The organism is Paracidovorax konjaci (assembly GCF_900112675.1).
GTDB classification, from domain to species: Bacteria; Pseudomonadota; Gammaproteobacteria; order Burkholderiales; family Burkholderiaceae_C; genus Paracidovorax; species Paracidovorax konjaci.
In genome coordinates, this window is record NZ_FOMQ01000014.1 from 101,858 (window position 1) to 125,224 (window position 23,367).

A 23,367-nucleotide genomic window follows, 5' to 3' on the forward strand; every position below is an offset into this window, starting at 1 on the left:
CACTCCTTCGAAAGCTGCTCCATGACCCGCACCTACGCCATCGCCTACGTCGCCACAGCTATCGCTTTTCTCGCCCTCGACGCCGTCTGGCTGGGGACCATGGCCGGGCGCCTTTACCGCCCTGGCATCGGCCATCTGATGCAGGATGGCTTCTCGTTCGCGCCCGCACTGGTGTTCTACCTGCTGTACGTCGGAGGCATGGTTTTCTTCGCAGTCGCCCCCGGCATCGACAAGCAGAACTGGCTGCACGCGTTGGGGTTCGGCGCAGCGTTGGGCCTGGTGGCTTACGCCACGTTCGGGCTCACCAACCAGGCCGTACTGCGCGACTGGCCCTGGCACGTGACAGCCCTCGACATGGCCTGGGGCACGTTCGCCACGGGCACGGCCTCGGCCATCGCAACGGCCGTGGTCATCCGCTGGTTCCCAAACTCCGCAGCCTGACCCGGGACTCCGCGCGGGGCCCGCGCAAGGCCTGCGCGGGCGCGGGCCAGCTACATGCCCACCAGCGCGCCCACCCAACGGGCCAGACGCCCATCGAACAGCAGCCGCCCATCGACAGCCGCAAGGCAGATGCAGTCGCTCTGTCCCTGCACCACCGGCTGGTGGTGCACGCCACCATCGGCACCGTCGAAGTCTCCGGGCCCGAACAGATCGTGCCCGTCATGGAAGGCGCCATGCAGCACCTGGGTCCACTCCAGTCCATGGTGGGTATGTGCCGGCAAGCTGCGCCCCGGCGCAATGCGCAGGAGGAACACATTCGCCGCAGCGTCGCGCTGCGGCGCCATGCGGCTCCACGACATCCCCGGACCGATCCACTTCCAGGGCGTGAATCGGCGGCCCTGCAGCGCCTTCGGCCAGGGCGCTCCTGCGGGCCACGCAGGGCGGGCCGATGGTGATGCCGCAACGGGCAGGGCGTTCGATTGTTGGGAAGCCGGCAGCGCATCGACGGCCTCCAACGTGCGCGCCAGGGCGTCCGCCCGCAGCGTCTCTGCCGGCAACGACTCCATCAGCACGCCGCCTGCGGCCTCCAGCGCGCGCAGGCGTTCGCGGCACTGCGGGCACATTTCCGCATGCACCGAGGCCAGCAGTGCAGGCCCCGCCGACAGCCGGCCGGCTGCCAGCTCCAGCAAGACTTCATCTCCGGGGTGGTGGCGTATCGTCATGGCGCGTGGGAGCCGAGAAGGCGGTGCAGATGGCGTACGGCCAGGCGCACGCGGGATTTGACGGTGCCCAGCGGAATGCCGAGTTCATCGGCGATCTGTGCGTGGGGCTGCTCATCGAAGAAAGAGCGGCGCAGGACCTGTGCCTGGTCGGGCGACAGCAAGCCGAGCGCGCGGCGCACATCGCTTTCGCGCTGGGCAGCGTAGACCTGTTCTTCGGGGCCGGCATCCTCCATGGCGAGGTCCTGCCCTTCGTCGCTTTCGGAGAGCTGGTTGCCCTTGCGTCGCAGGTGGTCGATGCGCAGATTGCGCGCGATGGTGAACACCCAGGTGGATACCCCTGCGTGCGCGGGATCGAACGTGGCGGCCCGCCGCCACATGTTCACCATCGCTTCCTGGGTAAGGTCTTCTGCGACGCCCTCCAGGGTGCCCAGGCGCATGAGGTAGGACTTCACGCGCGGTGCGAAATATTTGAACAGCGCCGCAAAAGCCTGCCGGTCGCCATGCTCGGCCACCGCGCGCACCATCGCTATGCATTCATCCCGCGACGGAGTCGATCCCTCGGTGTAATACTTCGTCACAATCGACAGGTAGGGGGGCAGGGTGGGCCGCGGGGTGCGGGGCTCTGCCAGGGGCTGGCGGACGATGGTCATGGTGCTGCACATACGCAGCGATGGGCGGATTAGATCACGGCCCATGGAGCGGAATCCAACAGCCCGGCAGATACGTACAAGCCCGCAGCATCCGAGGATTCCATGAGAACGATCCATGACCAACCTGCAGCGGGCGATGGCCTGGCAGGACAACGCCCTAGCGGCCCCATCGACATTGCCGTCATCGGCAGCGGCATCTCCGGCCTGGCCGCCGCGTGGCTGCTCGCCAAGCGCCACCGCGTCACGGTATACGAGGCCGATGCGCGGCCCGGCGGCCACAGCCACACTGTGGAGGTGCCCGGCCCTGCCGGGCCGACACCGGTCGATACGGGCTTCATCGTCTACAACGAGTCGGCCTATCCGAACCTCACGGCACTGTTCGCACACCTGGGCGTGGAAACGGTTCCCACCGACATGTCGTTCGCAGTCAGTCTGGACGCTGGTGCGCTGGAGTACTCCGGCTCCGGGCTCTCCGGCCTGTTCGCGCAGCGGTCCAATGTGCTGCGCCCGCGCTTCTGGTCGATGCTCCGGGATCTGGTGCGGTTCTACCGCCAGGCGCCCCAGGATGCGGCCAGCATGGGACTGCTCCCGCTGGACGAATACCTGGACCGCCGCGGTTTCGGCCGCGCGTTCCGCGAGGACCACCTCTATCCCATGGCCGCCGCCATCTGGTCCACGCCGGCCTCCCGCATCGGGCAATACCCGACCGAATCCTTCGTGCGGTTCTGCGAGAACCACCAGCTCCTCGACCTCGGCCAACGCCCCGCGTGGCGCACGGTGCAGGGCGGCAGCCGCCGCTATGTCGAGAAATTGACTGCGGCACTGGGCCCCGGTGCCCTGATGCTCGCGCAGCCCGCCGTGGAGATTCGGCGCACGGACACCGGCGTCTACGTGCGCACGGCCGATGCGCGCGAATCGCGCCGCCATGACCACGTGGTGATCGCCACCCATGCCGACCAGACGCTGAGGCTGCTGCCCGACGCCACCGAAGCCGAATCGCACATGCTGGGTGCATTCGGCTACAGCCGCAACCTGGCCGTGCTGCACAGCGATCCGGCACTCATGCCGCAGCGGCGCGCGGTGTGGTCCAGCTGGAACTACGCCAGCGAGAGAGGCCTGACCGAAGGCCTGAGCGTGACCTACTGGATGAACCGCCTGCAGCATCTGCCGCAGAGCCATCCCCTCTTCCTGACGCTGAACCCCATCCGGGATCCCCATCCGCAGCACGTCCTGCACACGCAGGTGTACGAACACCCCATCTTCGACGGCGGCGCGCTGCGTGCGCAAAAGGAGCTGTGGGCCTTGCAGGGTCAGCGGCGCACGTGGTTCTGCGGCGCCTACTTTGGTGCGGGCTTCCACGAGGACGGCCTGCAGGCAGGCCTGGCGGTGGCCGAGGAACTGGGCGGCGTCCGGCGGCCCTGGACCGTGCCCCAGGAATCCGGGCGCATCCATTGCATGCGCCAGGGGGTCGCCGCGTGATCCCGGCGGCGGCGCCCCCCAGCGCGCTCTGCACGGGCGATGTGCTGCACGAGCGGCTGCGTCCGGCACGCCACCGGCTGCGTTATCGCGTCCATGCGCTGTGGCTGGATGTGGACGAGCTGCCGGACCTGTCGCGGCGCCTGCGGCTTTTCTCGCTCAACCGATTCAATCTCTTCAGCCTGCACGAGCGCGACTACGGCACGGGCTCGGGCGAGCCGCTGCGCCGCCATGTGGAGCGCCAATTGGCTGCGGCCGGGGTGGACGCGCCTTTGGGCTCCATCCGCATGCTGACCATGCCGCGGATCCTGGGCTATGCGTTCAATCCGCTCACGGTGTATTTCTGCCACCGGGCCGATGGCGGGCTGCAGGCCATGCTCTACGAGGTCAACAACACCTTCGGAGAGCGCCACAGCTACCTGGCCGCCGTCCCGCCGCAACGGGCGCACGACGACCGCCAGCGGCACGGATGCGACAAGGCCTTCCACGTGTCGCCGTTCCTGCCGCTCGCCATGCGGTATGCCTTCGACGTGCAGCGGCCGCGGGCCGCGGGCGACGCGCTGGCCCTGACGGTGACGGCCGGCGACGCCTCGGGGACCGTCCTGGGCGCGCTCTGGAGGCTGCGCACCGGTCCGCTGACCGATCGCGCGCTCGCCCGTGTCTTTCTCACGCACCCGCTGCTCACGCTCAAGGTGATCGGTGCCATCCATTGGGAGGCACTGCAGCTCTGGATCAAGGGCGTGGGCTTCCACGCCAAACCACCGGCTCCCGAACGGACCCTCACCATCATCCGCGCCGAAGAACCATGACGCCTTCCTCTCCATCGTCCGCGAACGCAGCCCACGGGATGGCCTCCGGCCAGTCCGCCCATCCGCCGCACGCACCCCAGGCCGACATCGCATGGCCCTACCGGCCTCTGGCGCGCCTGCTGCGCCGCCTGCTGGACACCATGGCCTGCGGATCGCTCGTGATCGAACTGCCCGGCGGCGCCCAATGGGCCGGCAGCGGTTCCGAGCCCGGGCCCCATGCCGTGCTGGTCCTGCACACCTGGAAGCCCGTCTGGCGCCTGCTCACGGGGGGCGACCTCGGCTTGGCGGAGGGGTACCGGCGGGGCGAGTGGTCCAGCCCCGATGTGGCGGCCCTGCTGGAAACCGGCATCCGCAACGAAGCGCGCTGGAGCCGCGCCATCGATGCCGGTTGGCCCGTGCGCTGGGCGAGCCGGCTGCTGCACCTGCGGCGCGCCAACACGCGCAGTGGCAGCCGGCGCAACATCGCGTTCCACTACGACATGGGCAATGCGTTCTATGCGCAGTGGCTGGATGCCTCGATGCTCTACTCCAGCGCGATCTATGCCTCGGACACCGAAACGCTCGAAGAGGCCCAGGCCCGCAAGCTCGCACGCATCCTCGAATGCCTCGCTCCCCGGCCCGGAGAGCATGTGCTGGAGATCGGCTGCGGCTGGGGCGCACTCGCCCTGGCCGTGGCGCAGCAGGGCCGCGCGCAGGTGACCGGGCTCACCCTCTCGGCAGAACAGCTGCGCTTCGCGCAGGACCGGGTGCAGCAAGCCGGCCTGCCAGCGCAAGTGGACCTGCGACTGCAGGACTACCGCGACGTGCAGGGCACGTTCGACCACATCGTGTCCATCGAGATGCTCGAAGCCGTGGGCGAGCGGTATTGGCCCACCTACTTCTCCACGCTGCGCGAGCGGCTGCGGCCCGGCGGCCGCGCCGTGGTGCAGGTGATCACCATCGGCGACGGCCATTTCGAGCACTACCGCGCCGGTGCGGACTTCATCCAGCGGTACATCTTCCCGGGCGGGATGCTGCCGTCGCCCTCCGTGCTGTCGGAGCAGGCCAGCCGTGCCGGCCTGCGCATCGCCTCCAGCGAGACCTTCGGTGACAGCTATGCCACCACGCTGGCCGAATGGCGCAAGCGTTTCCTGCGGGCCTGGCCCTCTATCGAACCCCTGGGGTTCGATGCACCGTTCCGCCGCCTGTGGGAGTACTACCTCTGCTACTGCGAAGCGGGGTTCCGCACCGGGCGCATCGATGTGGGCCTCTACACGCTGACGCACGCATAGCCAGGCCGCAGGGGCCAGCCACGCGTCCCGCTCGCTAGCGCTCGGCGGTCCCGGGCTCCGCCATGCGCCGGTGCTGCGCGGCCACGAGCTGCGACGGCGCGACCTTGGACAGCGCCACCTGCAGCTTGTTGCCGAGCCCCACCACCACATCGGCTTCACCGGCATGCAGGGCTTCATAGCCCGCGCGCGCCACATCCGCCGGATCGGACTTGTCGGATTGCGTGCCCACTTTTGTGTCCTGCATGCCCGCCCGTTCGAAGAACCGCGTATCCGTCACACCGGGCATCAGGCAGGTCACCGTCACGCCCGAGTCCTGCAGTTCGTTGCGCAGGGCTGCGGCGAATGAGTCGATGAACGCCTTGGAGCCGTTGTAGACCGCCTGGAAACTGCCGGGCTGGAATCCCGCGATCGAGCCGGTGATCAGGATGCGGCCCTGGCCGGCTGCGCACATGCGCTGGGCCACGCGCTGCACCAGCCACACCGTGCCGGTGATGTTGGTGTCGATCACGTGCCGCACGTCGGGAAAGATCTGGTCCAGAAACGCCCCGCCCAGGCCGTGGCCCGCATTCGCCATGAGGGCATGCACCATGCGGTCGCCCACCACGGCCCAGAGTTTCTGCAGGCCCTCCTGCGTGGCGAGGTCGGTCTGGATGAATTCGACCTCCGCGCCCTCCGCGCGCAGTGTTTCGGCCGCCCCGTTGAGCGGCGTGTCGGCCGCGAGCACCAGGTTGTACCCACCCCGGGCCGCGTGCCGGGCCAGTTCGAGACCGATGCCGGAGGATGCTCCGGTGATCAACGCCAGGGGGCGCGCCGTGCCGGTGGTGTCTGCAGCTGGCTCCATGTCCAAACCCTCTTTCTTGTCGCTGGATGGTGGAAGGCCGCCGGGCACACGTTCAGGGCACGCCGGAGCCTCGTGGAAAATCCGATGGTGGAAGCGCCTCCTTCCGGCCCATGTCGGACGCCGCGCCGTGAATCGCAGCGAAAAAGACGCGCGTGCCCGGGTCCGGTGCACGGCCGTGCAGCCCGCACCCCATGCCAGAATCGGGGCCATGTCCGCCACCTCGGCCTATGCGGTGACCGCCGCCACCACGCCCCGACGCTCCGACGACAGCACCATGGCCGTGCTGTACCGCGCCGCCCTGGGGCCGATGGGCACCGCCCGCTACCTCTCCGCCTTCGAGCGCTTCGATGTCGCGGGCCGTGCCCTCCCCGGCTGGAACTGGGCCGCTGCACTCTGCACACTCAACTGGATGGTCTTCCGGCAGTTGTGGAGCGCCGCGCTCGTTTACGTGGCGGCCCTCGAAGGACTGGCCCTGCTGGCCGTCGCCGTGGGCCAGTACACCGCCCGATGGCCGTTGCCCGTGCTGGCCGGCCTGGGGCTCGCGGTGCTGCTGGCAGCCACGGTGATCCCGGGGCTTTATGGCAATGCCTTCGTGCACAGCGAAACCCGCAAGCGCATCACCAAGGCCCTGTCCGCGTCCGCCACGCTGGCCCAGGCCCAGGCGCTCCTGGAGCGGCAGGCACCCACTCCGCGCCGGCTGGCCTGGATCGCCGCCGCCAACGCCGTGCTGGCCCTGCTGATCGCAGCGATCGTGGTGGCGCTCTCCCGGCAGGCTGCAACCGCAACGGCGCCGTCCGGGACCGCGATGCCGGCCGTGCGTGCCACGGCCTCCAGCCCCGCGGCGTCCCAGGCCTCGGTCTTCGACGATGCACCTGCCGCGCCTGCCCCATCGGGTGCAGCCGCCGCGTCTGCGCCGGCTTCGGCGGCTGCGCCGCAGCCCCCGGTGTCTGCAGCCCGAGCGCTGGCGGCCCCGACTCCTGCGCCGCAGGCCCCCGGGGACCGCGATGCGTCGGCGCCCGAGGCACGCGCATCGTCGCCTGCGGCCTCCAGCCCCCGTGCCCAGGCTTCGGTCGCCGCCGTCCAGCCGAGAGCGCTGCAGGCATCGGCACCGGCCTCTGGAGCATCCGCGTCCATCCCGACACCGGCAGCCGCTCCGCCTGCCGCGCCTGGGATTCCGCAGGCGGCCAGCAGGCCAGCCACCGCTGCGCCGGCGGCCCCCACCACCTCCGCCGCAGTGCAGCCTGCGGCAACGGCCTCCGCAACGGCGAAGTTTGCAAGCGCGCCGGCCTCGGCTGCAGCGTCTACCGCGGCAGCGCCGCGGTCTGCCCCATCCGCGGCGGCTTCGCTGCCGGCCAGTGCCCCGGTCCGCGCCCCGCGCGCATCGGCGTCCGCGCGGGCAGCCGCGACGACGGCCCCTGCCGCAACGGAGCGCACCGACGCGGCGGCACGCAAGCTCTACATCAACGTCGGGCTGTTTGCCGAACCGGCCAATGCGCAACGTGCCCATGGACTGCTGCGCGGCGCCGGCATTCCTGCCGCGACCCAGCCGGTGACGGCCGCGGACGGGCGAGAACTGCTGCGCGTGCGCGCCGGCCCTTTCACATCGGCCTCCCAGGCCAACGCCGCGGCGGCCCGCATCCGCACGCTCGGCCTGGAAACCTCGGCGGCAAAGCGCCCGTGATGGCGGGCGCAACGTGCCGCCCAGTCGATGGGCATGGGCATGTGCGTTACCGCTGGTGACGGCCCGCCCAGCATGGCTGCGCTATGGTGCCGGCTCCCATCGGCGCGCCGCTTCGGCAGGCCGTCCTCATCCCGATCCGACCATTGACTTCAACCACGGAGCATCCATCCATGCAAATTTCTGCCCGCGCTTTCGCCTCCGTTGCCCTCGCCCTCCTTGCCGCCGGCTGTAGCACGGCGAACCTGCCTTGGGGCGGCTCGGCCACGCCTGCCGCGACGGGCCCGACCGGCGCCCCTGTCGGAGGCACCTGCGACGCCGCTCCCGCACAGGCACTGATCGGCCAGAACAGCACGGCGAAGGTGGTCGAGGACGCCCGCGTGCGCTCCGGCGCCCACCTGGCCCGCGTGCTGCGCCCCGGTCAGATGGTCACCAAGGAATTCGACGCGCAGCGCCTCAACCTCGAAGTGGACGGCAACGGGCGCATCACGGCCGTGCGCTGCGGCTGATGCTCCTGCACTGACGGAGGATTCCGCAGGCCGCGCACTGCCGGCGGCACGCGCAGTGCCCGCGGCTCACTCCGCCAGGAAGAGTTCCTGCAGATCGCTCAGGAAGTCGAATCCGCGCTCCGTGGGCCGCACGCGCGCCATGCCGCGCTCGATCAGCCCCTTGCGCTCGGCCTCGTCCAGCGCGCCGGCGATCGCCGTCAGCGGCAGCCCCGTGCGATCGATGAAATCCTGCAGCGCGAAGCCTTCGCGCAGGCGCAGTGCATTGAGCATGAACTCGAACGGCAGGTCTGCCCGGCGCACTTCCTGGTCCTGCGCCACGGCATTGCCAGCCAGCGCCTGTTCCATGTAGCGCTTCGGGTCGCGAAACCGCACCTGCCGCGCCACGCGGTGCGCGAAGCTGATCTTGGAATGCGCGCCCGCGCCGATGCCGAGGTAATCCCCGAACTGCCAGTAGTTGGTGTTGTGCACGCAGGCATGCCCTTCGCGTGCATAGGCGGAGATCTCGTAGCGCCCCAGCCCCGCAGCGCCGGTCAGCTCCGTGATGCGGTCCAGCATCGCGTAGGCCTGGTCGTCTTCCGGCACCTGGGGCGGGAACTTCGCGAAGTAGGTGTTGGGCTCGATGGTCAGGTGGTAGATGGAGATGTGCGGCGGTGCCATCGACAGCGCCAGCGCCATGTCTCGCTCCAGATCCTCGAGGGTCTGGCCGGGCAGCGCATACATGATGTCGAGATTGAACGTATCGAAGGCCTGCGCGGCCTCCTGCACGGCCGCCAGGGCCTGCGCGCGGTCGTGCACCCGCCCCAGCGCCTTCAGGAAGCGGTCATCGAAGCTCTGCACCCCCACGGACAGCCGCGTCACCCCGGCCGCGCGGTAGGCCCGGAAACGGTCCTTCTCGAACGTGCCTGGATTGGCCTCCAGCGTGATCTCCGCATCGGCTTCGAGCCGCAGGCGTGCGCGCACATCGCCGATCAGCCGGTCGATCGACGCCGGCGAGAACAGGCTGGGCGTGCCGCCGCCGATGAACACGCTGTGCACCGTGCGGCCCCACACCAGCGGCAGCGCCGCCTCCAGGTCGGCCATGAGCGCGTCCAGGTAGCGGGCCTCGGGCAGATCGCCGCTGCCGCCCTGCGCCTCGTGCGAATTGAAGTCGCAGTAGGGGCATTTCTTCAGGCACCACGGCAGGTGCACGTACAGCGACAGCGGCGGCAGGCTGCCCAGACTCAGCACGCCGGGGCGCATCGAATGCCGCACGTCGCGCAAGGGTGCGGGCCGCTCTTCGGCACCCTGGATGCCGCTGGCAGGAACGATGGGAATGGACACGGGCGAAACAGCAGGAAAAAGAGATTGCTTGGGAAGCGCCGGCGACCGGCTTCAGAACCAGCTCTCGCGCATCAGCGCGAGCATCTGCCGGGCCGAACGCCCGCGGTGGCTGTGGGCATTCTTGACCTCGGCCGGCAGCTCGGCGAACGTCTTGCCGAATTCGGGCAGGAACATGACCGGATCGAACCCGAAGCCCTGGCTGCCGCGCGGCTCCGTGGTGATCTCCCCGACAACGCGTCCCACTGCGATCAGCGGCTCCGGGTCCTCGGGGCTGCGCACCGCCACCAAGGTGCTCACCATCGCCGCGCGCCGGGTCGCCGCGCCCTGCAGTTGCTCCAGCAGCGCGCGCACGTTGTTGGCGTCGCCCTTTTCGTACCCGAACCGGGTGGCGTAGTGGGCCGTCTGCACGCCCGGCAGCCCGCCGAAGGCATCCACGCAAAGGCCCGCGTCGTCGGCCAGGGCGGGCAGGCCGGTGTGCAGCGCAGCGAACCGCGCCTTGGCCAGCGCGTTCTCGACGAAGGTGTGGAAAGGCTCCTCGGCCTCGCCCACGCCCAGGTCCGCCTGCCGCACCAGTTCCACGCCCAGCGGAGCGAACATGCTTTGCAGTTCGGCCAGTTTGCCGCGGTTGTTGGAGGCTAAAACGAGTTTCATGGTCAAAAGGCCTTCATGCCGCCGATTTCATTAGAAAGTTTGCTATTAATTTAATAGCGAACGGTGCTGCAGCGCGATCAGCTCCTGCACGCCCTGGCCCGCCAGGTCGAGCAGCCGGTCCATCTCCTGGCGCGTGAACGCCACGCCCTCGGCGGTGCCCTGCACCTCCACGAAGCGGCCTTCTCCGGTCATGACCACGTTCATGTCGGTGTCGCACTTCGCGTCTTCGGTGTATTCGAGATCGAGCAGCGGCGTGCCCTGCACGATGCCCACCGACACCGCGGCCAGCGGCGCGGTGATGGGCGACGCGGCGATCTTGCCCGCCACCAGCAGCGAGGCGACCGCATCGTGCGCGGCCACCCAGGCGCCCGTGATCGCCGCCGTGCGGGTGCCGCCGTCGGCCTGGATCACGTCGCAGTCGAGCTGGAGGGTGCGCTCGCCCAGAGCCTTCAGGTCGAACACCGCGCGCAGGCTGCGCCCGATCAGGCGCTGGATTTCCTGCGTGCGGCCGCTCTGCTTGCCGCGCGCGGCTTCGCGGTCGCTGCGGGTGTGCGTGGCGCGCGGCAGCATGCCGTATTCGGCCGTCACCCAGCCCTCCCCGCTGCCGCGCTTGTGCGGCGGCACCCGCTCTTCGAGCGAGGCAGTGCACAGCACTTTGGTGTGCCCGAACTCGATGAGCACCGAGCCCTCCGCATGCATCGTGTAGCGGCGCGTGATGCGCACCGGACGCAGGGCGTCCACCGCGCGGCCGGCGCTGCGCTCGAAAGGACCGGAAATCGCTGGAAGGTTCATGGGTCGGAGGTCAGGAAAGGCAAGAGGAAACGATGGATGGGCCGGCCGCGGCAGCGGGAGCGCCGCGGCCTAGGGAGTCGAGACTGCGCCGGGATTGCAAAAAGCAGAAAGGCGCCCGCCCTCCGGCCGTGCGCGTGGAACCGCCACTGCGCCGTCAGGCCTTGCGCGCGGCGGAACGGCGGATCGCCTCGTTGATCTCGGCGATGGAGCGCTCGATGGCTTCGTCGTCGAGGTCGTCCAGCTCATCGCCCTGTCCGCCATCGAACAGCTCCGCCTGGATGGTCGAGGCGAAACCATCGTCGCCGATGTGGTGCGTCGAAATGCCCTGCGTGGACTCGAAGGTGTCGGGCGTCTCCCACTCCATCGCCACCACGGTGACGTTGTCGCTGGAATCGCCCGCCTTGCGCAGGGCATCCTCGACCAGCTCGGGCACGGCCTGCGCCACCGGAAGGCGGCCGAGTTGCCGTGCGATGGACGCATCGTCCAGCGCCCCCCAGAGACCGTCGGAGCACAGCAGGATGCGGTCGCCCTGCTCCAGCGCGACGGGGCCGGTGATGTCGTAGATCGGCTTCGTCGGCGAGCCCAGGCAGGTGAAGAGCACGTTGCGGTTCACGCGGTCCAGCCCGGGCAGCGACGCATTGCGCAGCTCCATGTAGGAGTGGTCGCGCGTGCGCGTCAGCAGCTCGCCAGAGCGGACCATGTACAGGCGCGAGTCCCCGCAATGCACCCAGCTCGCGCTGCCCGACTGCACCACCGCGGCCACGAGCGTGGTGCGCGGCGTGTCGAGCATGCCCTTGTCGCTCGCGTAGCGCAGGATCTGGTGGTGGGCGGCCAGCAGGGCCTCGGCCAGGAAAGCATCCACGTCGGGCAGCACGGGCTTGGCCTGCCGCTGGAATATCGCGGACACGGTCTGCACGGCGATCTGCGCGGCCACTTCGCCTTCCGGATGGCCGCCCATGCCGTCGGCCAGCACGAACAGGCTGGACTCCCGCGTGTAGCAATACCCCATCCGGTCTTCGTTGAGCTCGCGGCCGCCGCGGCGGCTGACCTGGAAGACGGAAAACTTCATTTCTGCTTCGCTCCCCCGCCCAGGCGCGTGGCCTCGCCCACCTTCTGCGCGTTCTTCTTGGTGTCGGACACCAGGGTGTCGAGCTGCAGGCGCATCTTCTCGCCCACCGAGAGCTTGGTGTAGCGGCGTTCGCCCTCGCGGCTCAGTTCCTTCTGGAGCGCGAACACCGATTGCGGCCGCGAAAGGGGATCGAGCGCCATGCACCATTCCACCACCTCGATGAGATTGTCGGAATACACGCCCCGCAGCTTGCTGAGCGCGAGCGACAGGCGGTCCTTCTCGGCCCGCTGGGGCGCCTCGTTGGGCGGAAAGCCCTGCATGCACGCGTAGATGCAGGCACCGATGGCATAGATGTCGGTCCAGGGGCCCATGGAGGAATCGCGCCGGTACATCTCGGGCGCCGCGAAACCGGGCGTATACATGGGGCGGATGAAGTTGCCCTCTTTCGAGAGCACCTCGCGCGCGGCCCCGAAATCGATCATCACGGCCTTGTTGTCGTCGGTGATGAAGATGTTGGCGGGCTTGATGTCCAGGTGCAGCATCTTGTGCTGGTGCACGATGCGCAGTCCGCGCAGCACTTCGTCGAAGAGTGACCGGATGGTCGATTCGCGGAACACCTTCTGGGTCTTGAGGTCGCGCGCGGTGATGATGAAATCCTGCAACGTCGCGCCTTCCAGGTAGTTCATCACCATGTAGACCGTCTCGTTCTCCCGGAAGAAATTGAGAACGCTGACGACCGACGCATGGGATATCTGGGCCAGGGCCCGCCCCTCTTCGAAGAAACTCTTGAGCCCCAGCCGGTAGAGCGAAAGCTTCTCGGGAGGCACCTTGGGCAGCAGTTCGCCCGGCGAACGCGTGGCGAGGGAGGAAGGAAGGTATTCCTTAATGGCGACCTGCTGGCCTTCGGGATCGAGGGCGAGATACACCACGCCAAAGCCACCAGAGGACAGCCGGCGCACCACGCGGTAGCCGCCGAGCATCGTGTCGGGCGGCAGGGGAGCCGGCTTGATTTTTGACATATTTGCGAAGAAAACTCGGGCGCGTCTCGATCGAGAAAAGGAACCCGGATAATCGCCGGATCGCAAGCAATCACCGAAAAAAGTCCGATGGCAGTTTACAGCATGACCGGCTACGCGAGCGCCCAGCTCGAGGCCTCCGCCACCGAAGCAGAAAGCGGTGCGCGCCCCGCACGGCTTGGCATCGAGATCCGCTCCGTCAATAGCCGCTTCCTCGACCTGGCCTTCCGCCTGCCCGACGAACTGCGCAGCCAGGAACCCGGTTTGCGCGCCCTGGTCACCCAGCATCTCAAACGCGGCAAGGTGGAAGTGCGCGCTTCCATCGAAGCGGATGCGCAGGGCGCCCTGCCCGAGCCTTCCGCGCGGATGCTGCAGCGGCTCAATTCGGCGCAGGACGCCGTGCGCGCCTGGCTGCCCACCGCCGAGCCGCTGTCGGTGGCCGATGCGCTGCGTTTCTGTGCCAATGCCGGCGCCACCTCCAGCGAATGGAATCCGGACAACGTCCAGGCCCTGGCGGAACAGGCCTTGCAGGATCTGCTGGCCTCCCGGGAGCGCGAAGGCAAACGGCTTTCCGCGATGCTGCAGGACCGGGTCAAGCAACTGCGCACCTTGACGCGCCAGGCCGGCCCGCTGGTGCCCCAGCTGGTCGATCAGCAGCGCCAGCGTTTCCTCGAACGCTGGAAGGAGGCCATGGCCCTTGCCGAAGGCGCGCCCGTGCCGGAAGCCGCCCAGGACCGCGCCCTCTCCGAAGCCACCGCATTCGCCATCCGCATCGATGTGGCCGAGGAGATCACCCGCCTCGAATCCCACCTCGATGAGATCGAGCGCCTGCTGAAGAAGGGCGGAGACATTGGCAAGCGGCTCGATTTCCTGATCCAGGAACTGCACCGCGAAGCCAACACGCTGGGATCCAAGTCCGCCGCCATGGACCTCACCCGCATCAGCGTGGACATGAAGGTGCTCATCGAGCAGATGCGGGAACAGGTCCAGAACATCGAGTGAACGATAATTTTGCAGTTTTGATAGCAGCCCGCGCATATCACGTATGGACTACCCAGGAAACCTCTTCGTAGTGGCGGCGCCGAGCGGCGCCGGCAAGTCGAGCCTCGTCAAGGCCTTGCTGGAGCTCGACTCGCATGTGCAGCCATCCGTCTCCCACACGACGCGCCCGCCGCGCGGCCAGGAAAAGCACGGCCGTGAGTACTTCTTCACGTCCGAGCCGGAGTTCGACACGATGGTCGCCGGGAACGGCTTCATCGAGTGGGCGCACGTCCATGGCCGCCGCTACGGCACCTCCCGCAAGGGCATCGAAGAGCGCATCGGCCAAGGTGCCGACGTCATTCTGGAAATCGATTTTCAGGGGGCGATGCAGGTCAAGAAGGCTTTCGCCAACGCGGTGCTCATTTTCATCCTGCCGCCGAGCTGGGAAGAGCTGCGCTCCCGCCTGGAGCGCCGCGGCGAAGACGCGCCGGATGTGATCGAACTGCGGCTCAAGAATGCGGCGCAGGAGATGGCACAGGCCGCGGAATTCGACTTCGTTATAATCAACGAGCTTTTTGAACGGGCGCTTTTCGACCTGAAAACTGTCGTCCATGCCCAGCGGCTCAAATATGCAGCCCAGCGCCGCGCTCGGGCCGACACCTTCGAATCCCTCAATATCGCCTAGATCGCCTGGAGAATCCGCATGGCCCGCATCACCGTTGAAGACTGCCTCGAGCACATCCCGAACCGCTTCCAGCTCGTTCTGGCGGCCACGTACCGCGCGCGCATGCTGAGCCAGGGCCACGCCCCGAAGATCGAAAGCCGCAACAAACCCGCCGTCACGGCCCTTCGCGAAATCGCAGACGGCAAGATCGGCCTGGAAATGCTCAAGAAGGTTCCAGGCTGACCGCCTGAGCGCACCGAAGCGCTTCGCTACAACAGCACCGCCAGGCGGTGCTTTTTTTTGCCTTCGGCGGACCTCGTGGGAGGCACGCTACATTTAGGGTATGAACGCGGTCTTGAACAAACCCTCCGCCCGAGAGCCGCGCCCCGGCGAAAACCCGGTGGCAGGCATGTCCACGGCGGCCGCCAACGCGGCCGCTGCCAGTTTTGCCACGCTCACGGAAAACCTGGATTACCTCGACGCCGCCAGCATCGAACTGGTCCGCCAAGCCTACCGCTTCGCGGACGAAGCCCATCTGGGCCAGCTGCGCAACAGCGGTGAGCCGTACATCACGCATCCCATAGCGGTCGCGGCGCAGTGCGCGACCTGGAAGCTCGATGCCCAGGCGCTCATGGCTGCGCTGCTGCACGATGCCATGGAAGACTGCGGCGTCACCAAATCGGACCTGATCGACCGCTTCGGGCCACAAGTGGCAGAGCTCGTCGATGGCCTCACGAAACTCGACAAACTCCAGTTCAACACCCGCGAAGAGAACCAGGCCGAGTCCTTTCGCAAAATGCTGCTGGCCATGGCCCGCGATGTGCGGGTCATTCTCATCAAGCTGGCGGACCGCACGCACAACATGCGCACGCTGTCCGACATGCCGCGGACCAAGTGGGGGCGCATTGCCTCTGAAACACTGGAAATCTACGCGCCGATCGCCCATCGGCTCGGACTGAATCAGACCTACCGGGAATTGCAGGATCTCGCGTTCCGCCACCTGCATCCTTGGCGCTACGCGACGCTTTCCAAGGCAGTCAACAAGGCGCGCAACCGCAGACGCGACATCATCCAGAAGGTGCAGACCGAGGTGGACGCTGCGTTCTCCCGCATCGGCATGAAAGCGCGATTGGCAGGGCGAGAGAAAACGCTCTACGCCATCTACCAGAAGATGGACACCAAGCATCTCAGCTTTGCACAGGTGACCGATATCTATGGCTTCCGGGTGGTCATGGCGTCCGTGATCGACTGCTACACCGCCCTGGGTGTGTTGCACCAGCTCTACAAACCTGTTCCAGGAAAATTCAAGGACCACATCGCGATCGCCAAGCTCAATGGCTACCAGTCGCTCCACACCACATTGGTAGGCCCATCCGGAATCAACATTGAATTCCAGATGCGCACGGAGGAAATGCATGTGGTGGCGGAGGCGGGGGTCGCAGCACACTGGCTCTACAAGGCGCAAAACGCCGAGGGCAGCACGGCAGAACGCCTGGGTACCAAATGGCTGCAGTCCTTGCTCGACATCCAGAACGAAACGCGTGATGCGGCCGAATTCTGGGACCACGTCAAGGTGGATCTGTTCCCCGATGCTGTCTACGTATTCACCCCGAAGAGCCAGATCATGGCTTTGCCTCGGGGAGCGACGGTTGTCGATTTCGCATATGCCATCCACAGCAATGTCGGTGACCGCGCAACGGCAGCAAAGATCAACAATGAGCAGGTGCCTCTGCGGACCGAGTTGAAGAATGGCGATGTGGTGGAAATCATCACGGCCCCGGTGTCCACTCCCAATCCGGCATGGCTGGGATTCGTCCGAACAGGGCGCGCACGCTCCAAGATCCGGCATTACCTCAAGACCCTCGCCCACACCGAATCTGCAGGGCTGGGCGAGAAATTGCTGACGCAAGCACTGCGCGCCGAAGGCCTGGAGAGGCTACCGACCGAAGCAGAGAATCAGCCTCTCTGGGACAAACTGCTTCGATTCACCGGAAATCGTTCCCGCATCGAACTCATGACCGACATCGGCCTGGGCAAGCGCATTGCCGGGATCGTGGCCAAACGGCTCATGGTATTGATGGCGGAGCACGGGCACAGGCCGGACGCTCTTTTGCTGACCCGTGAACGCTACACGTCGCACGAAACCCTGTCGCAAGGGGGCGTCACGCTGGATGGCAGCGAAAACGCATCGGTTCAGTATGCAAGTTGCTGCAGGCCGGTTCCAGGAGACCCCATCGTTGGCTATCTGGGCCGAGGAGAAGGCTTGGTGGTGCACAACGCGCAGTGCGGCGTTGCCAAGAAACTCCAGCACAAGGACAGCGAGCGCTTCATTACGGTGGATTGGGCGGATGAGCCCACCCGCATGTTCGAGACGGGCATTGTTGTGACCGTCACGAATGGAAAAGGCGTCTTGGCACGCATCGCAGCAGAGCTGGCCAGCTCCGAAGCCGATATCGTGCACGTCGATATGGATGAAGAAAAAGCCATGGACACCACGGATTTGCGTCTGGTGGTGGCAGTGCGCGATCAGGCACACGTGGAAGCTTCATTGCGCAATCTTCGCCGCACGACGGCTGTACTGCGCGCCTTTCGCATCCTGCCTTCGATCTGACCGCACTCCAGAAACCTGCATGGCTTGAAACGTCAAGAGGATGTTTTCGCGGGATAGTCGACCTTGAGAACTTCGAGCCTGCGTACGCCTCCAGGCGTGCTGAGCCGAACCTCGTCACCTTCTTTCGATTTCAACAGGGCGCGCGCCACCGGTGATACCCAACTCACCTGGGACTGCAAGGTGTCGACCTCATCGACACCCAGGATCGTGACCGTGCGCTCAGTATCGTCATCTTCCACATAGGTGACCGTGGCACCGAAGAAGACCTGATCGCGCCCTTCGTGGACGGAAGGGTCGACCACTTCAGCAATATCCAGGCGCTTGGTAAGAAACCGAATCCTGCGATCAATTTCGCGCAAGCGCTTCTTGCCATAGAGATAGTCACCGTTCTCCGAGCGATCGCCATTGCTCGCGGCCCAATGAACGATCTCGACCATCTTCGGACGCTCTTCGTCCATAAGGCTCAGCAGTTCAGCGCGCAGACGCGCATAACCCGCAGGCGTGATGTAGTTCTTGCTCCCCCTGGGAAGGGGCGAAGCAGGAGCACCCAAACCTTCATCGGCAGAATCGTCGTCTACCTCTTTGGTAAAAGCCTTACTCATTTATTGAACGTCTCCAAATGAGCCTGCACTGCAATCACAAAAATACAATGGAAAAAGCCTCGTGATTTTTACATCACGAGGCTTACCATTTGGTGCGGCTGGCAGGAATCGAACCCACGACCCCTTGGTTCGTAGCCAAGTACTCTATCCAGCTGAGCTACAGCCGCTAAGCTTTGAATTATAGCATTTTTTACTACTCTTCAAAGAACTCTTGAAAACTTTCTTGAACTTTCAAGTCAGTGCATCAAGAGCAGAACGCCATTGTAGTACGAAAATTATCGCTTTTTGGGAAAGTCGAAATTTCCGTTGGCGTTGGTAGGGCGTGGCGGACTTGAACCGACGACCAAAGGATTATGAGTCCTCTGCTCTAACCAACTGAGCTAACGCCCCGCCAGCATCGATTGTATGTGCTAGCGCCGATGGCTCAATGCATTCGTGACCAGCTTGGAGGTGATGTCCACGATCTGGATCATGCGGTCGTAAGGCATCCTCGTGGGTCCAATCACCCCCAAAGTCCCGACAAGCTGCCCATCCACTTCGTAGGGAGCGCTGACCACCGACAGCTCCTCGAATGGCACGATCTGACTCTCTCCACCGATGAAAATCCGGACACCCTCTGCACGGTTCGAGACGTCCAAAAGCCGCAGAATCTGGGTTTTGTGCTCGAAAAGCTCGAAAGCTTTCCGCAGGTTGCCCATGTCGTTGGAGAAATCGCTCAGGGCCAGCAGGTTGCGCTCACCGGAAATGATCACCTCCTCCTGAGAGGCAGCCATGGCTTCCGTTCCCACGTTCACTGCAGCCTGCATCAACGATGCAATTTCCCCACGCAACTGGTCTACCTCGGTCTTGAGTCGCTCCCGGACCTCTTCCATGCCCAAGCCCGAATAGTTGCTGTTGAGAAAGTTCGCAGCCTCTGCCAACTGCGATTGAGAATGATCGACCTCGGTAAAGATCACCCTGTTTTGCACATCTCCGTCTGGAGACACGATGATGACGAGCAACCGCCGTTCGGAAAGTCTGAGGAATTCGATGTGCCGAAAAACGGATGGTCGTCGAGGGGCCATTACGACCCCAACGAACTGCGACAGGCTGGACAACAGCTGCGCCGCATTGGCAATCACCTTCTGAGGCTGGTCTGGCGCGAGCTCTGGAGAGCAAAGTTGCTCCCTTTGAACCGTCAGCATGGTGTCGACGAAAAGCCGGTAGCCTTTGGCCGTGGGTATGCGCCCGGCAGAAGTATGAGGGCTGACGATCAACCCTATGTCCTCCAGATCTGCCATGACGTTTCGAATCGTCGCGGGGGACAAATCCAGGCCCGATGCCCGGGACAAGGTCCGAGAACCCACCGGTTGGCCGTCGGCAATGTAGCGCTCGATCAGCGCTTTGAGCAACAACTTGGCACGGTCATCGAGCATTGAATCATTTTACTTATCTGCGCGCCATCGGCCGTGCTGCCCCCTACCTTCGTGGCGGTGGATGTGGTACCGCAGAGTGCCGACTGCAACGCCCAACATATCTGCAAGCACAGCCTGGCTGTACCACCCACTACGCCAAGCAGCTACAGCCTGAGCAACATCATCCCGAGTAAGCTGCGCAACGCGGCCCCAAGTCTTACCAGCAGCTCGCGCGGCACGCTGCCCCGCTAAACAACGTTCGCGGATAAGTTCTCTTTCGAACTCGGCAAACGCAGTGAGCAAATGCAGAAACATGCGCCCTTGAGGCGTATCAGTTTCGATAGCTTCGGTCAGCGATCTAAACCCAACCCCCTTGGACTTGAGCAACTCGAAGACGCGGACGAAGTGCGAAACAGACCGTGCCAATCGGTCTAACTTGTAGACCACCAACACATCCCCGGGCACCAAGCGGCCAAGTAAACGCTCCAGCTCCGGGCGTTCCTTCACTCCAGATTTTTTCTCCTCCACGATATGCCTGATGCCCGCGCGTCGAAAGGCTGCAAGCTGTGTCGCGGTCGATTGTTCTAAGGTCGAAACACGCGCGTATCCGTATGTTGTCATTGCTACACAAAGTGTAGCGACGAGGAAATGCAGATACAGGTTTATCAAGCGCGGGGCGAGGCCCTGCCAACACATCGACCTTGGTACGCGATAAGCAGAGCAGACGCACAAAGGCCCCGATCCGCCGCGAGGCAGGCCGAGGCCCTGGGAGTGGTAATTGGGGGCGCGCTAGACCCGCTCTGATCGCTGCATGGGGCACGTCGCGCGAGACATCCCCAACATGGGGCAAGGCCCCATACCCCGGCAAGGCTCTATCTCTGCACTTCCTTGCGAGACTGGGGATCGGCTGACCATTCGATGTACCCAGCGGGAGGCACAACAGCGGTTTTTTTGGGCTCACGCCACCGCCATTCAAAAAGCTCGGGCGGAGGGACATACGGCTGCTGGACCTTCTGAACTACCGGCTGAGACACAGTCCTGAAATAGCCAGCAAACAAGGTCCACCCCTTCAGCGCACGGAACTCATCAAACGCATCATGAGCGCACAGCGCGATGAAGCCACCGAGGGCAACAGCAGCCGTGATCTTCGCGAATGTCATGCGGCAATGCTCACAATGGTGGACACCACAGGCCCGGCAACGAACGCGGTGACGCCTGCATAGAACATGACGTTGGTGCCATGGCGACGCACGTTATCGACCTTGTCAATCATGCTGCGCGCGAACGCAAAAGCCATGAAGAAAACGCCCAAACCCCACATGATCGCAAGCACCATTTTTCTATCCTCCCTATGCTGGGGATTTTACTGTGGTAGGGCGCCGGTACGCCACTGACCGACAACATCGTGGACCGACACAATTTGCGGATCGTGCGGCACCTGATCCGGCATCGGACGCGACTGCGCAGCCGAAGTGTCGGCGCCGGCCTGGACGGACCTTGGGACGCCGGCAACAGATATGCCAACCTGGGGCAAGTCGCAGATCACAGTGCGCTCTTTGCCGCGCCACGACACGATGGCAGCGCAGTCGGCCAGCCGCTGCCACTTGTAGCCCATCGTGACAAGGTCAGCATCTGTGATGCTGAAAACCGGCTGACCGTTCTGGCTGACCATGAGCACGCATGAGGTGCGGCCAGCCATGACCAGGCAGCCAGTTAGATGCAAGCCGCGCGCTTCCATCGGCTCAGGATGCTCGACCGGCGCGATACGCTGCACCTGAGGAGCCGCAGCGCCGACAACCAGAGGGGCTGGCGATGCCTGACCGGTGCCGACCACGGTAGCTGCAGGCCGTGGCGCGGAGCTGGCCACCGCTGCAGGACGGACAGACGGAGGCTCGGACTTGCCAAAAATTTTGGAGCCCATCCACACAAACCCAACAGCGGCCAAGCCAAACATGACGTAAGACGCGCGGCGCCATTTGACGTTGGCCGGTGCAACGTCCTGGGCTGCAGCTTCGATGACCGCAGCGCCTTGCGTATGGCTTTTGTAGAAGCCGAAGAACTCGGGCTTATACGGGCGAATGTCGCTGGACACCTCACCACCGCGCAGGCCTGCAAAAACCTTGCGAACGTATTTATCGGAGGCACCGAGGAAGGTGGCTTTACGCACGCGGATGTGCATTTCCGCAAGGCCTGCAACATCCTCTTCCAAGGCTTTCATCCGCTGGGTCATGAGCAGCACATCGGCGCCGAAATGGCGGCTGATCTTGAACCACTGGATGACCTCATCCGGGGTCATCTTGCCCTTGCGAATCTGTTCGCGCGGGAAGGAAACGTGACATTCATCAATGACGAAAAGCGGGCCGATGTTTCCATCGCCACGCCACTCGTCATAGAAGTCCCAAACACCGGCAAAAAGGCGCTGGCCCATGGGTGCTGGAGCTGCAGGCTTCCCCTTGTGCATCAGGTCAGGGTCCACGCCCTCAGCAAATTTGCCGACAAGGTAGGCAGGCTCCCCGCGGTTGGCCGCTTCAGCGTCCCACGATCCCAAGATTGGTTGCGGGCCGCGGCGGATCTCAAGCAGTTCGCACCAATCCGGATTCACGGCGCGGAATGCCTGTAGGTTCAGGGGCAGATTGGTTACCACCTTCCTGCCGGCCTTGAGCGCGGGGATCACATGGTAGGTAACAGCTTCATAACTCTTCCCCGAGCCGGGGACGCCCTCAAGCAAATTGATCATGAGCCAAGCCGGGTGAAGGGGATGAGCTGGAGCATGAGGCGAATAACGATTGCTGCAGTGACGATGCCGAGTGCTGTACCCAGGCCGATTGTCTGCAGCACGACGATCACATCAGTAGGCACCAGAGCCCAGGTCCTGGCAGCTTCTGCAGCCATCGTGTCCAAGCCGGTTATGCCGTCGAGCGCCGATTTTGCGAGCGAAAAACATTGCTCCAGGCACCACAAAAACACATCCTGCAGAAGCGTCAAAAGCGCCTTGAAAAAGCGCGGCATGAGCTCAAACCACCAATCAACAAACTGGTCGATCTTATCGACGACCTTTTGAATGCCGTTGATCACGGCAGCTATAGCGCCGGTGATCCCAGAGGAACTTTCTTCTGCCATTTATCAGCCTCCAAACACAAGAGAGCGGGCCAGCCACAGGGCAGTGATGAGGATGCACAAGCGGATGAATCCCCACACCATGGGAGGCGGACTCACATCGAATGTGCCGAAATTGACGATGCCGACGTTTACAGGGACTTTGAAGGAAATGGGTGCGCCATTGGTGTCCGAAATGGACGGAGCGAAAGACGATGCCAACGTAGACAGCTTGCCATTCGCACCACCGAGCCCAGACGATTCCCATACGCCTTTGATGCCGCCTGGATACTTGGTCTCATACAGATTGGGCTGGCCGTGGTCTTTACCGCCGCCTACGGTCCCAACTCCAGTCCCGTTGCCACCACCAGTACCGCCGCCTGTGCCGCCGCCTGTTCCACCGCCTGTTCCACCGCCTGTTCCACCGCCTGCGCCACCGCCTGTGCCACCACCTGTGCCACCGCCTGTGCCGCCGCCTGTGCCACCACCTGTGCCACCACCTGTGCCACCACCTGTGCCACCACCTGTGCCACCGCCTGTTCCGTTGCCGTTGCCGTTGCCGTCGCTATTGCCACCGCCTGTGCCGTTGCCGGTGCCACCGCCTGTGCCGGTGCCGTTACCCGTGCCGTTCCCGTCGCTATTGCCATTGCCACCATTGCCACCGGTGCCCGAGCCGTTACCGGTGCCAGTGCCGGAGCCATTGCCGCCACCATTGCCACCACCCGTGCCTGTACCGGTACCCGTACCAGTACCGCCACCGCCAGTGCCACCAGT

General features: G+C 65.0%; 26 protein-coding genes and 2 tRNA genes. 10 read left to right on the top strand and 18 right to left on the bottom strand.

The genetic code is table 11. The features are described 5' to 3' along the window. The first annotated feature begins 21 nt into the window (after window positions 1-21). On the top strand, window positions 22-441 hold the full coding sequence (locus BM144_RS18495; RefSeq protein ID WP_092955727.1) for a DUF2177 family protein: 420 nt from the start codon (window positions 22-24) through the stop codon (window positions 439-441). A gap of 50 nt (window positions 442-491) precedes the next feature. On the opposite strand, the gene BM144_RS18500 is transcribed toward BM144_RS18495, so the two are convergent. Both BM144_RS18500 and BM144_RS18505 read right to left on the bottom strand, forming a co-directional pair. Beyond that, a complete protein-coding gene (locus tag BM144_RS18500) occupies window positions 492-1,163 on the bottom strand; it encodes a ChrR family anti-sigma-E factor (protein ID WP_092955730.1) in 672 nt (223 codons plus the stop codon). Next, window positions 1,160-1,813: a sigma-70 family RNA polymerase sigma factor gene (locus tag BM144_RS18505; protein WP_092955823.1), complete on the bottom strand. Its 654-nt coding sequence runs from the start codon at window positions 1,811-1,813 to the stop codon at window positions 1,160-1,162. Before BM144_RS18505 ends, BM144_RS18500 begins: the two co-directional genes overlap by 4 nt. 102 nt (window positions 1,814-1,915) lie before the next feature. On the opposite strand from BM144_RS18505, the gene BM144_RS18510 reads away from it, so the two are divergent. From BM144_RS18510 to BM144_RS18520, 3 genes are read left to right on the top strand one after another with little or no spacing between them, the layout of a single operon-like run. Further along, entirely contained in the window at window positions 1,916-3,292 is a 1,377-nt protein-coding gene (locus BM144_RS18510) for an NAD(P)/FAD-dependent oxidoreductase (RefSeq protein WP_092955733.1), read from the top strand. After that, entirely contained in the window at window positions 3,289-4,098 is an 810-nt protein-coding gene (locus BM144_RS18515; protein WP_092955736.1) for a DUF1365 domain-containing protein, read from the top strand. Before BM144_RS18510 ends, BM144_RS18515 begins: the two co-directional genes overlap by 4 nt. Then, complete coding sequence (locus BM144_RS18520) at window positions 4,095-5,369, top strand: SAM-dependent methyltransferase (protein WP_092955739.1); 1,275 nt, start codon at window positions 4,095-4,097, stop codon at window positions 5,367-5,369. The genes BM144_RS18515 and BM144_RS18520 overlap by 4 nt, the downstream gene beginning before the upstream one ends. Window positions 5,370-5,403: 34 nt before the next feature. Here BM144_RS18520 and BM144_RS18525 read toward each other — a convergent pair whose 3' ends face one another. Further along, a complete protein-coding gene (locus tag BM144_RS18525; protein ID WP_092955742.1) occupies window positions 5,404-6,210 on the bottom strand; it encodes an SDR family NAD(P)-dependent oxidoreductase in 807 nt (268 codons plus the stop codon). A 208-nt stretch (window positions 6,211-6,418) separates the two neighbouring features. Here BM144_RS18525 and BM144_RS18530 point away from each other — a divergent pair, with 208 nt between their 5' ends. After that, window positions 6,419-7,891 (top strand): SPOR domain-containing protein, encoded by a 1,473-nt coding sequence (locus BM144_RS18530; protein ID WP_092955745.1) that lies wholly within the window; start codon window positions 6,419-6,421, stop codon window positions 7,889-7,891. A gap of 170 nt (window positions 7,892-8,061) precedes the next feature. Further along, window positions 8,062-8,397 carry an I78 family peptidase inhibitor gene (locus BM144_RS18535; protein WP_092955748.1) on the top strand — a complete coding sequence of 112 codons (336 nt, stop codon included), beginning with the start codon at window positions 8,062-8,064 and terminating at the stop codon, window positions 8,395-8,397. A gap of 66 nt (window positions 8,398-8,463) precedes the next feature. Here the strand turns inward: BM144_RS18535 and hemW are convergent, their stop codons facing one another. From hemW to BM144_RS18560, 5 genes are all read right to left on the bottom strand, one after another. Further along, on the bottom strand, window positions 8,464-9,717 hold the full coding sequence (hemW, locus tag BM144_RS18540) for a radical SAM family heme chaperone HemW (protein ID WP_092955751.1): 1,254 nt from the start codon (window positions 9,715-9,717) through the stop codon (window positions 8,464-8,466). A 51-nt stretch (window positions 9,718-9,768) separates the two neighbouring features. Beyond that, window positions 9,769-10,368, bottom strand: coding sequence for an RdgB/HAM1 family non-canonical purine NTP pyrophosphatase (rdgB, locus tag BM144_RS18545; protein WP_092955754.1), 600 nt, complete (start codon window positions 10,366-10,368; stop codon window positions 9,769-9,771). A gap of 45 nt (window positions 10,369-10,413) precedes the next feature. After that, window positions 10,414-11,160 (bottom strand): ribonuclease PH, encoded by a 747-nt coding sequence (rph, locus tag BM144_RS18550; protein WP_092955757.1) that lies wholly within the window; start codon window positions 11,158-11,160, stop codon window positions 10,414-10,416. Window positions 11,161-11,314: 154 nt separating this feature from the next. Further along, on the bottom strand, window positions 11,315-12,229 hold the full coding sequence (locus BM144_RS18555; protein ID WP_092955760.1) for a PP2C family protein-serine/threonine phosphatase: 915 nt from the start codon (window positions 12,227-12,229) through the stop codon (window positions 11,315-11,317). Further along, window positions 12,226-13,248 (bottom strand): serine/threonine protein kinase, encoded by a 1,023-nt coding sequence (locus BM144_RS18560; RefSeq protein WP_092955763.1) that lies wholly within the window; start codon window positions 13,246-13,248, stop codon window positions 12,226-12,228. The genes BM144_RS18555 and BM144_RS18560 overlap by 4 nt, the downstream gene beginning before the upstream one ends. 87 nt (window positions 13,249-13,335) lie before the next feature. Here BM144_RS18560 and BM144_RS18565 point away from each other — a divergent pair, with 87 nt between their 5' ends. The 4 genes from BM144_RS18565 (at window position 13,336) to BM144_RS18580 (ending at window position 17,501) form a co-directional block, all read left to right on the top strand. Continuing rightward, window positions 13,336-14,247, top strand: coding sequence for a YicC/YloC family endoribonuclease (locus BM144_RS18565; protein WP_175526069.1), 912 nt, complete (start codon window positions 13,336-13,338; stop codon window positions 14,245-14,247). Window positions 14,248-14,290: 43 nt separating this feature from the next. After that, window positions 14,291-14,911: a guanylate kinase gene (gene gmk / locus BM144_RS18570; RefSeq protein ID WP_092955769.1), complete on the top strand. Its 621-nt coding sequence runs from the start codon at window positions 14,291-14,293 to the stop codon at window positions 14,909-14,911. 18 nt (window positions 14,912-14,929) lie between these two features. Next, window positions 14,930-15,133: a DNA-directed RNA polymerase subunit omega gene (gene rpoZ, locus BM144_RS18575; protein WP_092955772.1), complete on the top strand. Its 204-nt coding sequence runs from the start codon at window positions 14,930-14,932 to the stop codon at window positions 15,131-15,133. A gap of 100 nt (window positions 15,134-15,233) precedes the next feature. Continuing rightward, a complete protein-coding gene (locus tag BM144_RS18580) occupies window positions 15,234-17,501 on the top strand; it encodes a RelA/SpoT family protein (RefSeq protein WP_092955775.1) in 2,268 nt (755 codons plus the stop codon). A gap of 32 nt (window positions 17,502-17,533) precedes the next feature. On the opposite strand, the gene greB is transcribed toward BM144_RS18580, so the two are convergent. From greB to BM144_RS18625, 10 genes are all read right to left on the bottom strand, one after another. Continuing rightward, window positions 17,534-18,103, bottom strand: a complete 570-nt coding sequence (gene greB / locus BM144_RS18585) for a transcription elongation factor GreB (RefSeq protein WP_092955777.1) — start codon at window positions 18,101-18,103, stop codon at window positions 17,534-17,536. Between the two features lie 90 nt (window positions 18,104-18,193). Beyond that, window positions 18,194-18,270: transfer RNA gene (locus tag BM144_RS18590), tRNA-Arg, on the bottom strand. A gap of 146 nt (window positions 18,271-18,416) precedes the next feature. Continuing rightward, a tRNA-Ile gene (locus tag BM144_RS18595) sits at window positions 18,417-18,493 on the bottom strand. Between the two features lie 20 nt (window positions 18,494-18,513). Next, on the bottom strand, window positions 18,514-19,518 hold the full coding sequence (hrcA, locus tag BM144_RS18600) for a heat-inducible transcriptional repressor HrcA (protein WP_092955780.1): 1,005 nt from the start codon (window positions 19,516-19,518) through the stop codon (window positions 18,514-18,516). Between the two features lie 9 nt (window positions 19,519-19,527). Then, window positions 19,528-20,118 (bottom strand): recombinase family protein, encoded by a 591-nt coding sequence (locus BM144_RS18605; protein WP_092955783.1) that lies wholly within the window; start codon window positions 20,116-20,118, stop codon window positions 19,528-19,530. Between the two features lie 251 nt (window positions 20,119-20,369). Further along, window positions 20,370-20,657, bottom strand: a complete 288-nt coding sequence (locus tag BM144_RS22930) for a hypothetical protein (protein WP_139225773.1) — start codon at window positions 20,655-20,657, stop codon at window positions 20,370-20,372. Then, window positions 20,654-20,833: a hypothetical protein gene (locus BM144_RS18610; RefSeq protein WP_092955786.1), complete on the bottom strand. Its 180-nt coding sequence runs from the start codon at window positions 20,831-20,833 to the stop codon at window positions 20,654-20,656. The genes BM144_RS22930 and BM144_RS18610 overlap by 4 nt, the downstream gene beginning before the upstream one ends. Window positions 20,834-20,860: 27 nt before the next feature. Next, complete coding sequence (locus tag BM144_RS18615) at window positions 20,861-22,234, bottom strand: zonular occludens toxin domain-containing protein (RefSeq protein ID WP_092955789.1); 1,374 nt, start codon at window positions 22,232-22,234, stop codon at window positions 20,861-20,863. Further along, on the bottom strand, window positions 22,231-22,617 hold the full coding sequence (locus tag BM144_RS18620) for a DUF2523 family protein (RefSeq protein ID WP_092955792.1): 387 nt from the start codon (window positions 22,615-22,617) through the stop codon (window positions 22,231-22,233). Before BM144_RS18620 ends, BM144_RS18615 begins: the two co-directional genes overlap by 4 nt. Before the next feature lie 311 nt (window positions 22,618-22,928). Continuing rightward, window positions 22,929-23,367, bottom strand: a 439-nt coding sequence (locus BM144_RS18625) for a hypothetical protein (protein WP_434802682.1), incomplete at its 5' end; no start/stop codon positions are given.